This is a genomic window from Deferribacter autotrophicus (assembly GCF_008362905.1).
In the GTDB taxonomy this organism is placed as follows: Bacteria; Chrysiogenota; Deferribacteres; order Deferribacterales; family Deferribacteraceae; genus Deferribacter; species Deferribacter autotrophicus.
The window spans coordinates 150,669-164,029 of sequence record NZ_VFJB01000001.1; the positions used below are offsets into that span (position 1 = coordinate 150,669).

Annotated in this window: 11 protein-coding genes and 1 tRNA gene; 1 reads left to right on the plus strand and 11 read right to left on the minus strand. The window is 32.9% G+C overall.

What is annotated here, in order from left to right; translation table 11 throughout:
- Nucleotides 1-15 precede the first annotated feature (15 nt).
- From FHQ18_RS00685 to FHQ18_RS00700, 4 genes are all read right to left on the minus strand, one after another.
- Nucleotides 16-88 (minus strand) — tRNA-Ile (locus FHQ18_RS00685).
- Between the two features lie 51 nt (nt 89-139).
- On the minus strand, nt 140-1,942 hold the full coding sequence (gene rpoD, locus FHQ18_RS00690) for an RNA polymerase sigma factor RpoD (RefSeq protein ID WP_149265248.1): 1,803 nt from the start codon (nt 1,940-1,942) through the stop codon (nt 140-142).
- The gene (dnaG, locus tag FHQ18_RS00695; RefSeq protein ID WP_149265249.1) at nt 1,939-3,660 is read right to left on the minus strand and encodes a DNA primase; all 1,722 of its coding nucleotides are present in this window, start codon (nt 3,658-3,660) and stop codon (nt 1,939-1,941) included. The genes rpoD and dnaG overlap by 4 nt, the downstream gene beginning before the upstream one ends.
- On the minus strand, nt 3,647-4,180 hold the full coding sequence (locus FHQ18_RS00700; protein ID WP_149265250.1) for a hypothetical protein: 534 nt from the start codon (nt 4,178-4,180) through the stop codon (nt 3,647-3,649). The genes dnaG and FHQ18_RS00700 overlap by 14 nt, the downstream gene beginning before the upstream one ends.
- Before the next feature lie 195 nt (nt 4,181-4,375).
- Between FHQ18_RS00700 and FHQ18_RS00705 the strand changes: the two genes are divergently transcribed.
- Nucleotides 4,376-5,320, plus strand: coding sequence for an ABC transporter ATP-binding protein (locus tag FHQ18_RS00705; RefSeq protein WP_149265251.1), 945 nt, complete (start codon nt 4,376-4,378; stop codon nt 5,318-5,320).
- A gap of 420 nt (nt 5,321-5,740) precedes the next feature.
- On the opposite strand, the gene FHQ18_RS00710 is transcribed toward FHQ18_RS00705, so the two are convergent.
- From FHQ18_RS00710 to FHQ18_RS00740, 7 genes are all read right to left on the minus strand, one after another.
- Nucleotides 5,741-6,424 carry a CBS domain-containing protein gene (locus FHQ18_RS00710; protein ID WP_149265252.1) on the minus strand — a complete coding sequence of 228 codons (684 nt, stop codon included), beginning with the start codon at nt 6,422-6,424 and terminating at the stop codon, nt 5,741-5,743.
- A gap of 180 nt (nt 6,425-6,604) precedes the next feature.
- Entirely contained in the window at nt 6,605-7,762 is a 1,158-nt protein-coding gene (locus tag FHQ18_RS00715) for a phenylacetate--CoA ligase family protein (RefSeq protein WP_149265253.1), read from the minus strand.
- Nucleotides 7,750-8,532 carry an ABC transporter ATP-binding protein gene (locus FHQ18_RS00720; protein WP_149265254.1) on the minus strand — a complete coding sequence of 261 codons (783 nt, stop codon included), beginning with the start codon at nt 8,530-8,532 and terminating at the stop codon, nt 7,750-7,752. The genes FHQ18_RS00715 and FHQ18_RS00720 overlap by 13 nt, the downstream gene beginning before the upstream one ends.
- The gene (locus tag FHQ18_RS00725; protein ID WP_149265255.1) at nt 8,532-9,674 is read right to left on the minus strand and encodes an ABC transporter substrate-binding protein; all 1,143 of its coding nucleotides are present in this window, start codon (nt 9,672-9,674) and stop codon (nt 8,532-8,534) included. Before FHQ18_RS00725 ends, FHQ18_RS00720 begins: the two co-directional genes overlap by 1 nt.
- Nucleotides 9,675-9,916: 242 nt before the next feature.
- Nucleotides 9,917-10,930: an IS110 family RNA-guided transposase gene (locus tag FHQ18_RS00730; protein ID WP_149265152.1), complete on the minus strand. Its 1,014-nt coding sequence runs from the start codon at nt 10,928-10,930 to the stop codon at nt 9,917-9,919.
- Between the two features lie 421 nt (nt 10,931-11,351).
- Nucleotides 11,352-12,404 (minus strand): branched-chain amino acid ABC transporter permease, encoded by a 1,053-nt coding sequence (locus FHQ18_RS00735; protein ID WP_149265256.1) that lies wholly within the window; start codon nt 12,402-12,404, stop codon nt 11,352-11,354.
- Nucleotides 12,401-13,285, minus strand: a complete 885-nt coding sequence (locus tag FHQ18_RS00740) for a branched-chain amino acid ABC transporter permease (RefSeq protein ID WP_149265257.1) — start codon at nt 13,283-13,285, stop codon at nt 12,401-12,403. Before FHQ18_RS00740 ends, FHQ18_RS00735 begins: the two co-directional genes overlap by 4 nt.
- Between the last annotated feature and the right edge of the window lie 76 nt (nt 13,286-13,361).

Sequence of the window (13,361 nt, forward strand, 5' to 3'; positions counted from 1 at the left end):
TCACTCAAAAAAAAATGGGCCAACCAGGATTCGAACCTGGGACCTACCGGTTATGAGCCGGTGGCTCTTCCTACTGAGCTATTGGCCCGTGAAGCGTAGTGTATATTAATAATTTTTTTTTCTTTGTCAACCACTTTTATCATTCTAAAAATGTTTTTAATATTCTACTTCTGGTTGGATGTCTAAGCTTCCTCAAAGCTTTAGCTTCAATCTGTCTAATTCTTTCTCTTGTAACATTAAATCTTCTACCAACCTCTTCAAGTGTATGGTCTGAATCACAATCTATCCCAAACCTGAGTCTTAATACACTTGCCTCCCTAGGAGTAAGAGTATCCAATATTGTTCTCGTATGCTCTTTCAGCTTCTGATAAACTACTTCATCAAGAGGGTTTTTGGCAGATTGATCCTCAATAAAATCACCAAGACTGCTATCTTCATCCTCACCAATAGGAGTCTCAAGAGACACTGGTTCTTTTGCTATTTTCAGTACTTTTTTCACCTTTTCTACAGGGATATCCATTTTTTCTGCAATCTCTTCAGGAGTTGGTTCTTTTCCAAGCTCTACCTGCAACTGTCTTATAGTTCTAATCATTTTATTTATAGTTTCAATCATGTGTACCGGAATACGTATTGTTCTAGCTTGATCAGCTATAGCTCTTGTAATAGACTGTCTGATCCACCATGTAGCATAGGTGGAAAATTTATATCCTCTCCTGTACTCAAACTTCTCAACAGCTTTCATCAAACCAATATTACCTTCCTGAATTAGATCAAGAAACTGTAATCCCCTGTTTGTATATTTTTTTGCAATACTTACAACAAGCCTCAGGTTTGCCTCAATAAGCTCTGATTTAGCTTTTTCTGCTTCATATTCTCCTTCTAACAAACTGTTATAAATAACTTCTAATTCGTTTTTAGTGAAACCAAGTTTTTTATAATAACTATCCAATTTACTTTTTAAATCTTCAAATTTTTCTCTTAATTTTTTCTTATCCTTTACATTAAAAGGAGATTCTTCAATTTTTTTAAATACCTCTTCTTCACTTATTAAAGATACATCTTCAACATTTTTAATCCCTATAAGATTTAAAAATTTCATAATATCTTTTTCACAGTAGCTTATATCTTCATAAATTTCTTTTATCTCATTTGCTATCTGCATGATTTTCTTATAATTAACTTTAATCTCAATAAATTTTTCAGTAATTTCATCTACCGTCTTATTAATTTGATCTTTAATACTTAAGATATTATCAATCGTAACGTTATCTGATTTCAATTTCTTTGTAAGTTTTATATTATGTTTAAGTTTTTCAGCAATATCTGTAAGTACACCTATAAAATCTTCCTTAATCTGATTTTCTTTCTCATCTTTTAATATTTGTATTTCTTCTTCGTCCATATCCTCAAAATCAAGTTCTTCTTCGTAATCTATGTCTTCATCGATATCTATGATATCTTTCAATCTCATTGAACCATCTTTAATTTTTTCAGCCATTTCCATAATTTTTGCGGCTGTTGATGGAAACAACAATACACTTCTTATAACTTTCTTCTGACCTTCTTCAATTCTCTTAGCAACCTCAACTTCTTCTTCTCTACTTAGCAAAGGGATATTTCCCATCTCTCTCAAATAAAGCCTAACAGGGTCATCTACCGCAACTCCCTCTTCAACTTTCTCAAATTCAAGTCCTTCGGCAAATTCTAATTCATCTTCATCTTCTTCTAAATCAATATCTGTTATAATAGCACCTTTTTTATTCTTAGTATCAATAACATCTATTTTAAGTTGTGCAAGTAGCATAAATATCTCATCTAAGAATTCAGGAGTTAAAACTTCTTGCGGGAGTGTCTCATTTATTTCATCTACTGTTAAAAAACCTTTTTCTTTTCCAAGTGCAATCAATTGCTTTACTTCTGGAATTTTAATTTTTTTACTCATAAGGACTGAACCTCCAATAATCTCTTTTCATATTCCTTTTGTTTATTTATTATGTCATTAATTTCACTGAGAATTTTCATCTTTTCATGATTATCTTTCGATTTCCCAAGCAACTGTTGTTTCTCTTTTTTTATCTTTTTCAAATAATTTATGCATATTTTATATTTATTTAAAAGAGCGCTATAATAATCATCTTCGTAATTTTGCTCTTTCAAAAGCAATTCAGATAGAAAATCCCCCACTTCAGGGTCATTCACGAGAACGGAAATATTAACATTTTTATTTAAAAATTCAACTACTTTTTTATATATTTTCTTCATATTCTCATCGAAAAAATAATCCTCATTTATATCATTAATTAGCTCAAGCAAAACATCTTCTGGCAAACTAAACAAAGATGATATGAAATCATACTCACATATGTATTTCACCTTTCTTTCACTTCTATTTAAGATTTTCTTTGCAAGAGAAAAATCAACCCCTTTTTTTAATGAGTCATAATCAATATGAAATATATCTGAAATTTCCTTAAGATATATTTCCTTTAAATAATTATCTCGAATTAATGATACTTTCTTAGAAAGGTCTGCTAAATACTTAGATTTTAGATTATAATTATCTTTACACCTTTTTGCAACTTTATTTATAAACAACTTAAATAAATCCTTTTTATTCTTCTCTAAATTAATGAGAGCATCACTACCATTTTTCAATAAAAAAGTATCAGGATCTTCACCCTTTGGCAAAAAAAGCACATTGGGAACAAAACTATTTTTCAAAAAGACATCAAGAGACCTAATTGCTGCTTTTCGACCTGCTTCATCACCATCAAATAATAAAACAACCTCATCTGCATAACGTTTTAATATTGCAGCATGTTCTTCAGTAAGAGATGTCCCCATCGTGGAGACACAATTCCTAAAACCATACTCCCACATCCTAATTACATCAAAATACCCCTCTACAACATAAATTTTTCGTACTTCACCTTCTGTATAATTTTTTGCTCTATTCAGATTGTATAAAATCTTTCTTTTAGAAAAGATATCTGTCTCAGGAGAATTAATATATTTTGGTAAACTATCATCCAGTACCCTACCGGAAAAAGCTATAGTTTTACCAGTAAGACTGTGAATTGAAAAAAGAATGCGATTTCTCAATTTAAATGAATAAGAACCGTACCTCTCATAAAAAAGCCCTGACTTTATAATCACATCTCTATCATATTTTTTAAGCACCGTTTCTAGATTAATACCATCTCCAATAAAACCTATATCAAACTCATCAATTAAATCTAAACTCAACTTCCTTTTTTGAAGAAATTCCTTAACACGCTTATCTTTGGACAGTAAAATCTCTTTTTTAGCCAAAACACCTATTTCTTCGTGCAGAGAGTACAACTCGTTAACATAGGGTTTTATTTCCCCCATTTCGATATTTATTCCATATTTTTCAGCCAAAAACTTTACTGCATCAATAAAATCATAACCATGGTATTTCATTACAAAACTGATAGCATTCCCAGAGGCACCACACCCAAAACAGTGAAAAACCCCTTTTTCTTCAGACACATAAAAAGAAGGTGTTTTCTCAGAATGAAAAGGGCACAATCCTCTATAATTCTTCCCTGTTTTTTTCAACTCTACATATTCAGAGATAAGGTCTAAAATATTTGCTTGCTCTAATATGGTTGAAATACTGCTTTCAGAAATTTTCATTTATCACAAATTCTTCAACAATTTTTTTAAATTCTTCATGTTTATCATAAAATGGTGCAAAACCAGCACCTTCAATGAGATGGAAAGATGTTCCATTCAACAATAGACCAAGCTTTAAACCATAATCCACTGGCACCAGTTTATTCTCATCACCATAAATAATATAAACTTTACTATTATACACATCCATTTCAGGCAAAAATACCTTTTTATTTGTTAACATGGAATAATCAGCGTCAACTTTTAAAAATCTTTCCTCATCAATCCCTGATAAATATAAATATTTTCTTTTCCAGTCATCATCCTTATGTACCCAGTTAAAGAACATATCAAAATCAAGATATGGCGAAATCAAAACTATTGCCTTATTGTTTAATTTTTTTATATTTTCAAGCAATGCAAAACATCCACTTCCCCATCCTACTATTAAATCAGCATAATTTATGTCGCAATCATAATAGACTTTAAAATAATTTTTGAGAAATTTCATATATTCTTCATAAAGAGTATTTTTAAACAAAAAGTCCCCTAAAACCAAACAGTTGAATTTCATAATTCCCAACTAAACCTATAAAATTAAAACATATAAAATTTAAAGTTAAAATTGTTTGATTAATACTTATTATTCAAGTTCATAATCTAAGCTGATTTTTGCAAATAACTTCATATTAATATTTTATAGACAATAGCTAATTTTTCAATTAGTATTTTTTACATGTTAAAAATTGAAAACCTTAATGTTCAGTTAGAAAAAACAGATATTCATATCTTAAGAGATATAAACCTGCAAGTAAATAAAGGTGAACTCTTTGGTATTGCAGGTGAATCAGGTTCAGGTAAATCTGTCCTTGCAAAAACTATACTCGGATTGATTAAGTATCCTTTAATTAAGAAAAGTGGAAAAATATTTTTTAAAGATAAAGAATTAAAATCTGATAAAGACTTTAATGAAATTAGAGGTAAGAAAATCTCCATGATTTTCCAGAATCCAACAGCATCTTTAAACCCTGTGCTAACAATTGGTGAACAACTAATCGAAACGATAAAGTTGCACAAAAAGTGTGATGAAAAAACTGCTCGCAAAATTGCTATAAACTTATTACGAAAAGTGGAAATTGATTTCCCTGAAGAAAGACTTAAGAGCTATCCTTTTAATTTGAGTGGAGGAATGAATCAAAGGGTTATGATTGCCCTATCCCTTGCAAGTGACCCAGAAGTATTGATTGCAGATGAGCCTACCACAGCCCTTGATGTAACCACTCAAACAAAAATTATAAATCTGCTTCTAAAACTAAAAGAAGAGAAAGGATTAACCATCATTTTTATATCCCACGACTTATCCCTTCTGGAAATGATAACAGATAAAATACTCATAATGTATGCTGGAGAAACAATGGAGCTCATTACCAAATCTGATTTACAAGACGGCAAAATAAAGCACCCATACACATATGCACTTAAAAAGAGCGTTCCTGATATTGAGCATAAAGAAGAATATCTCTACTCAATACCTGGAACAATTGAACAAAACAGCAAATCATATGACAACGCATGTATTTTTTACAAAAGATGTGACAGAAAAAGAGAAATATGCACTAAACAGAAACCACAATTTAAAAACAATTTAAAATGCTTTAACCCTTTAATTAGTTACTGCTGAAAAAGTGTATTTTATTGATAAATGGAAAATTATTCATTTGTGATATTTGCAAAGATGATACTTAAAGGGGGCAAGCCCCCTTTAAACCCCCGAAAAGGTTTAGAGTTTACAATAAATTATATAAGATAACAGATTTTAGTGATTGATGGATAACAATCAGTATAATAAGGAAAAACATATTAACTATTAATTAGTTGCCACTTTTTCAACACGTGTAATAGTATGGCACACATTCTAATTTTGAACAATAAAACCTGAATTATCCGCAATCAATATATCACTCAAATGCTTTATTACACGTGTTCAGTGGCAACTAATTAGTCATCGTTAAAAATTCTTCAAACAAAACTTAAATGCTGCGCCATTTGCCCTTAAAAAACAAGATTGTAAGAGTTAGCAAAGAATTTCATTATAATTTTTTTAATTGTATAATTGAACTCCGTTTATATCCCCCATTTTTAGTACACTTGTCACATCAAAACCAGCTTTTTTTATCTCTTCCACGCACAATTCTATATTCTTTTCATCTCCATTAATCCTCAAAACAAGATCTCTCAAACCAGGTTTCTCTTTTATATAAAATGTTGCAAGGCTTATAATATTTAAACTAAACTGTTTAACAATTTTTGCCAGTTCAGCAATTGCTCCCGGTTTATCTTCTACAAGGATATTTATTCTTACTCCTTTTTCCCTTATCCCCATTGCTTCAACAAATACATCAAAAACATCCACAGCTGTAATCAACCCAACAAGCTTCCCCTTATCATTTACCACAGGTAATCCGCCAAACCTTTTGTCACGTAAAATAATGGCTGCTTTCTCAATGGGATCTTCCGGTCTTACCGTGATTACATCTGTCGTCATGGCATCTTTCACTTCATATTTTGCCAAGGCATTATGAAGCTCGTAGATATCAAGAGTGCTTGCCTTCGAAGGGGAAAAGTCCTTTATATCTTTTTCAGTAATAATACCAACAAGTTTTTCACCATCCAAAACCGGCAGTCTTCTAAAACCATGCTCTCTCATCAAATGTAGCGCATCTAAAATCGTATCGTTTTTATTTACAACCACAACGTCTTTTTTCATCCAATCTTTTACAAACATAACTACTCTCCTCTAAAAATTCTTTTCGCACTCAATAATAGAGAAGCAATCTTTATTAAAAACTCAATTTTTCCCCGCATTTACTCATAAAGTTTGTAAAAACTCAAAAAACTTACTTACTTATTTATAAAAAAATTTTTATTTTAAATAGTTAGCCTGTTGTAAAGCTAACTATTCTATTTACCTCTTCTTTAGATATTCACGGTTATCTATAATCTCGTTTTCTTTTATTTTTTCATCTATTATAACATCTTTTAAGCTCACCTTAAATACATCTTTAAACTTTTTATGAATGTCTTTTACATTACTGTTTACTCTCAAAATTAAATAATCAAATTTCTCTTCATCTGAATTTACTTCAAGCCTTCCAGCAATGGAATTTGCACTACAAAATTCATCAAACTGCCATTTGTGAATAAAAACTCCTTTCACTTTTACTGAAGAATCGGTTCTTCCGAATATACCTAATATTCTTATACTTTCTCTTTCACATTTACATTCACTCAAAATATATTTAGACAAATCACCTGTCCCATACCTGATAAGAGGAAATTTTTCATTTAATAAAGTAACAATCACTTCCCCCAATTCCCCTTCTTTCACATTCTCAGTATGGTCGACACTCAAAAACTCCACAAACAGCTCGTCATCTATATGCATCCCATCCTTATATTCACACTCCGTTGCAATCAATCCCACTTCAGCAGTTCCATACCCTTGATAAATTTCAATATTATACTTTTCAGCCAGTTCTTTTCGCTCTTCTTCCGTAATTTTTTCAGCAATTAAATATGCCTTTAATAGAGAATTTCTATCACCTAAATTCTCTAAAACTTTTTTCAAAAATGTTTTTGTCCCGATAAAAGCAGTAGCCTTTGTCCTAACCACTAAATCAGCACATTTTTCACTGCTAACAGGCCCCACAGGAATAACAGTGGCTCCAATCTTTTCAGCAGCCTCCTCAAACATTTCACCTGCAGGAGTCAAATGATATGCAAAAGTATTAATCACAACATCACAGGCACCAAAGCTTGATATCTCTAACGCTTTATAAAATCTGTACTGACAGTATTTATCGAATAAAAAATTGAAAATTCCACCCGGAGATTCAAAAATTTTGTGCGGACACACTTCAAAAAGTTTTAAATAACTATCTATATCTTTCGACAAATCTGCTAAATCTTTTCTGCCAATTATCTTTATCTTTTTAAAGTCCTCATAATCTTTGATATCATCCACAGACAGCCCTGATCTTTTCAACTGATATTGAATAAAAGGATGATTTCTATTCTTTTTTAAAAAAGATAAAACTTTTGAAAACTGTTTTAAGAGAGCCACCTTTTTCTCCTTCTATAATGTTTTACATCCCTAAAACTCTTTCTACTACCCAGCCCCAAATAAAATTCTTTCACATCATCATTCTCTATTAATTCCGCAGCACTTCCTTCAAGCACAATCTTACCATTTTCCATAATATACCCGTAATTAGATACGGACAACGCCATATTGGCATTTTGCTCCACAAGCAATATGGTTGTCCCCTCTTCCTTGTTGAGTTTTTCAATAATTTTAAAGATCTCTTTAACCAGTAACGGACTAAGCCCCAACGACGGTTCATCCATCAAAATAAGCTTCGGTTTCGCCATCAAAGCTCTACCGATGGCAATCATTTGCTGCTCCCCCCCACTCATATATCCGGCAAGCTGTTTTCTGCGCTCTTTCAATCTTGGGAAATAAGTGTATACTCTTTCTATTAAATCTTTTATTTCAGCATTTTTCCTTGTATAAGCACCGGCTATTAGATTCTCTTCAACCGTCAAATCTTTAAAAACTCTCCTACCTTCCATTACCTGAAATATACCCATCTTCACAATCTCGGCAGCATCTTTTCTATCAATCCTTTCACCGTCAAAAATTATCTCTCCATCAGTAATTTCCCCGTTATCAGGCCTTAAAAGCCCCGATATGGCTTTCAATGTAGTGGATTTACCTGCACCGTTTGAGCCAAGGAGGGAAGTAATACTCCCCTCCTTTACCTCTAAAGATAAACCTTTTAAAACAAGTATGACATCATTGTAAACTACTTCAATATTATTTACCTTAAGCATTACTCCACCGAAATATAATCAGTAATTGGCTTCATTTGCCCATTATTAATTCTATAAATTTTAAGTGCTCTCACACCCTTATGACTTGTGCTTGTAAATGTCACTGGTGCAGTAAGTCCCATTGTATCAAAATCTTTCATGGACTCATAAACCTTCTTCAAATTTTCCCCTTTGTAATTTTTATTAGCCATTTTCAACCCGGAAAGCATCACATACATACTGCTGAAACCTTGAATGTAGTTAATCTTTCTATAAGTCACATCCGGATGATATTTTTTATTTAATTCATGAAGAAACTTTATCCCTTTCACATCGGTATCAGTCCATAAAGCAAAAGGGTTTGTAGCCATAAAACCTTCGGCAGCATCCTGGGCAAGCTTTATAAGAGTTTTGCCAAAAGTCCAGTTAAAACCTATAAATTTCGTTTTTATTCCAAGCTTTTTTGCATCTTTTAAAATTGTAGATGTCGCCATATACGTTTCCTGCACCAAAGCATATTCCGGATCATGTTTTGCCATATTCAACAATTGGCTTGTAGCATCAAGGGATTTAAGCCCCACCACTTCTTTATCCACCACTTTCACACCAATCTCTTTGGCATAGTTTTCACCATCTGGAAAAAACGGAGATCTACCAAATCCCGTATCATTATAAATAAAAGCCACCGTCTTCTTCACACCATTTTGTTTAATATATTTTAATGCAATACGTGCCTGATCAGAATATGTAACTCCCACTAAAAAGTTATAAGGGTTTTTCTTTGCATCAGTTAAATGCTCAGAATATGAAGCGCTGAAATAAGGTATCTTGTCTTTTTTTATAAATTTTGTTAGAGCTTCCGTATCGCCTGTACCCCAACCATGAATAGCTACGACTTTTTCCCTTTTAAACTTTTTGTAAGCTGATATAGCTTGAGGAATTTTGTATCCATAATCTATCAATATCAGTTTAATTTTATCACCATTTAATCCACCATTTTCATTAAACCATCTCACACAATCTTTAACGCCATCTGCATACGCTTTACCCACATCAGCAGTAGGGCCAGTCAAATCCACCAAAGCACCTATTTTCACCTCTTTGGCATAACTTAAACTCACAAACAGCACAAAAGTTAAAAATATGACAAAAAACCTTTTCATGACATCCTCCACACTATATTTAAGCAACCATAAAGGTTGCTTTTTTTAACGCTCTACGTTCTCAACGACAACACGCCGGTCGCTGGCGTCATCCTAATTTTTGTAAAAACTCTTTTTTTATAAGCGAGAAGAAAAACATTTTTCGGGTTTAAGTTCCCATAAAACCGCCATGGACGGCGGTTTTAGAGGAACTTGCCTCGCAGTGGCACCGGACGTGCCATGAGAATGTTCCGTGTTAATTGTCAACCATTTTCTGTAACCTCTGTTAAATTTTTTAAATATTCTGGATCATATGGCCTACCGTTTTTTAATACACCAAATATTTGCCTTATCAATTTATTCGCTACTGCTATTATCGCCAATTTCTTCGCTTTACCTGATGATAAAAGCCTTCTATACAAATTTGAACAAAATTTATTATACCGTATCGCTGACAATGAACATACAAACAATATCTTCCTTATATAAGCATTTCCTCTCCTTGATATATGTCCCCTTCCCCTTACAGATGTCCCAGATTCCCTAATAGAAGGACACAAACCTATATAACTAACAACCTCCTTCGCCCTCTTGAAATTACGAAAACACTCCAATTTGCCCAACACTATCGACGCTAACTTCATACCTACTCCAGGAATACTCATAACTAACTCATATTCCTCTCTATAACGACTTTTCAACAAAACCTCTAGTTCCTGCTCCAATTTCTTAATCTTGCTCTTATAGGCGGAAATTACATCTTTATAACACGATATAACCTCTTCTTGTTCATATGGCAATTGGCTAAATCCCTCTATCTGATTATTCAATCTATTTATCTGAGATTGAAAATCCTCTATTGCTTTTAAACGACTATCTATCTCATAATATAATTCATCCTTAGGTTTAAATCTCCATTTATAACCATATTCCAGCCCATATTCCGCTATCAATTTGGAATCCGATTTGTCTGTCTTTGCCTTCCTTAAATTCATATCTGAATATTTCTTTATTGACATCGGATTAGCTACACTTACTTCGTAACCTAACTCCCTACTCAAATGGGTGGCTAATTTTAAATGATATACTCCTGTACTTTCCATCATAAAAAGTACTTTCGACCAATCTACTCCTTTTACTTTCTTAAGAAAATCTTTAGTAAAAGATCTTACACTATTGCTCGTCTCGTAATACTTGTGCGTAGATCCATCATAAAAACTTATTGACAATGTCGACTTTGATACATCAATACCTACCACATTTTCAAATCTTCTCATTTTATAATGTCTCCTATATTTTTTCTTGAGCTTTGCTTCCCTTTATACTATCATCGCAACATAATACAGGCTCGTAGCCTAATGTTCCGTCCAGTATTTGGAAAGCTGAAGGTGGGGACAACATTCTCAACGGTTTCTTACAACCAATGAGAAAAATGTCCTTGTTCACCTTCAGTGCTCCATACATTACATAACCTTTTTTTAACTCTTTGTTAATTGTTTATTCCATATTTCTAATATACGATGAGAAAAATTTTTTCCTCTCGCTTCTTTTACACAACTAATTAAAAACAACAACAATTTCCCTCTCTATTTCATAAAATGGGTGACGCCAGCACCCATTATTGCAAGCATATTAAATGACATTCTCATCCTTAAAACTTGTAGTTTTGCTAGCGCTTTTTGCGCTAACCATTTATTGTTAATAAGAAAATGGCCAAAGCTTCCAGTAAGCTTTTATCAACTTCCATCTTCTATAAAGCCCTTCCGGCTCAAACATCAAAAATAGTATAATTACTAAACCGAATACACCTTCCCTAATCGAAGCAAACAATTGCGTAATATCTTGGTAATACTGTGAGAGAAAATCAGAAATTAATTTCAACGCCTCAGGCAGCACCGTCATAAAAACAGCACCAAAGATACTTCCAAGAACTTTTCCAAGTCCACCGATTATGATCATTGAAAGATACTGGATGGAAACACCTATCGTGAAATGTTCAGGAGTAATAATTGTTGTATAAAAAGTCCATAGTCCTCCAGCAACTCCGGCATAAAAACTACTTATGGCAAAAGATAAAATTTTATACTGAAAAATGTTTACACCCATAACCTCTGCAGCAATGTAATTGTCCCTTATACTTAAAAATGCCCTCCCTATCCTTGTTCTCATGATATTCACGGCAAAAATGGTCATTAAAATACAAAAAATTAAACCAAGATAATAAAACTTGAAATCATCATCTATCTCAATACCAAATATTTTCGCATAATCTACAGATAACCCGGTAACTCCGCCTGTAATCCCCTCCATTCTCACAAATAAAAACTCTAAAATAAACTGGGCAGCCAATGTGGCAATGGATAAATACAACCCTTTTAATCTCAAAGACGGAATACCAAAAATACTCCCGATGAAAGCTGCTGCTAAACCACCAAACAATATAGCGACGATAAAATTAACATGAAGCGTATTGTAAAAGTAACCTGCTGCATAAGCACCAACACCTATAAAGGCTCCATGCCCCAATGAAATCAGTCCTGTGGCACCGGTCAAAATATTTAACCCCACTGCACCAATCACTGAAACAAAAATAAGATTAAATATATACAAAAGGTAATCAGTAGCCACAAAAGGGAAAAGAAATAGAAGAACAAGGAAAATTATCAATACAACTTTGGAAAAAGTGGTCTGATAAAGAGCAAAATCCTTCTCATAGCTGGTTTTGAAATTTCCACAGTTGACATAATTCATACTTTTTCGACCTCTTCAGTTCCAAAAAGTCCATAAGGTTTTATCATTAAAACTATAATCATAAATATGAATGGAAAAACTTCTTTGGCACCACCACCTATAAGAGGGTCGACATAACCACCTACCAGATTTTCTAGGATACCAATAATTACTCCTCCAATGATTGCTCCTGAAATACTATCAAGCCCACCTAAAATAACAGCCGGAAAAACTTTGAGTCCAAATTGAGAAAGATTTGTGTTAACCCCATTAATATTTCCTACAAAAACACCGCCAACGGCAGAAACAACAGCAGCAATGGCCCAGGCAAGAGCAAAAACCTTTTTTATCTCAATTCCCATTGACAAGGCAGCTTGCTGATCACTGGCCACAGCTCTCATCGCCACACCAGCTTTAGATTTTTTGAAAAAAACTGAAAAAATTACCAATGAAATAGCCACACTTATTACGGAATATATATATACCTGACTAACTTTAATCCCAAAAAGATTTACCGGCTCACTTGGAAAAACCTTTGGAAATACTCTCGTATCAGTTCCCCAAAAAATCTGAACCACTGACTTGAGTAATGAGGAAAGACCAATGGTAAGCATTATAATGGAAATAATAGGTTCCCCTATCATTTTGCGTAAAAATATTCTTTCAATGATAAAACCGAATAAAAACATAAAAATAAATGTAAGTATAAATGAGGGGATAAAAGGTACCCTATAGCTTACAGTTAAATGTAAGCAGATATATGCACCGATTAAAAGCAATTCTCCTTGAGCAAAGTTAACTACACCTGTGGATTTATATATAAGTGTAAACCCCAAAGCCAAAAGGGCATAAATACTTCCAACAACCAATCCAGTGATAAGAAGATTAAAAAAAAGTTCCATTGCCCACTACCTCATATTATAAAATTTTAGATTGCTTCATCCCAAACACCTCACCAACTCAATTTCCATTACTGCG